Source organism: Rhizobium sp. rho-13.1, from assembly GCF_007000305.1.
Classification (GTDB): domain Bacteria; phylum Pseudomonadota; class Alphaproteobacteria; order Rhizobiales; family Rhizobiaceae; genus Rhizobium; species Rhizobium rhododendri.
Genome location: NZ_SCFL01000136.1, coordinates 1 through 201 on the forward strand (window position 1 = coordinate 1; position 201 = coordinate 201).

Below are 201 nucleotides of genomic sequence, written 5' to 3' on the forward strand. Positions count from 1 at the left end.
GCTCGCAGATCGCAGCCCTCTCGACCAAGCAGATCGTCGCACTTTCCACCGGTGATATCGCTCTGCTGACGACCAGCCAGATCGGCGCGCTCACCACAGCCCAGGTTGGCGCTCTGACCTCCGACCAGCTCGCCGCCCTGACGACAACGGAAGTTTCCGCCCTCAGCAGCAAGCAGATCGCCGCCCTGGACTCCAGCGACA

1 protein-coding gene is annotated in these 201 nt (G+C 64.7%); it reads left to right on the forward strand.

The genetic code is table 11. The features are described 5' to 3' along the window. A partial coding sequence (locus EQW76_RS29220; protein WP_161991108.1) for a hypothetical protein occupies positions 1 to 201 on the forward strand: 201 nt, incomplete at both ends.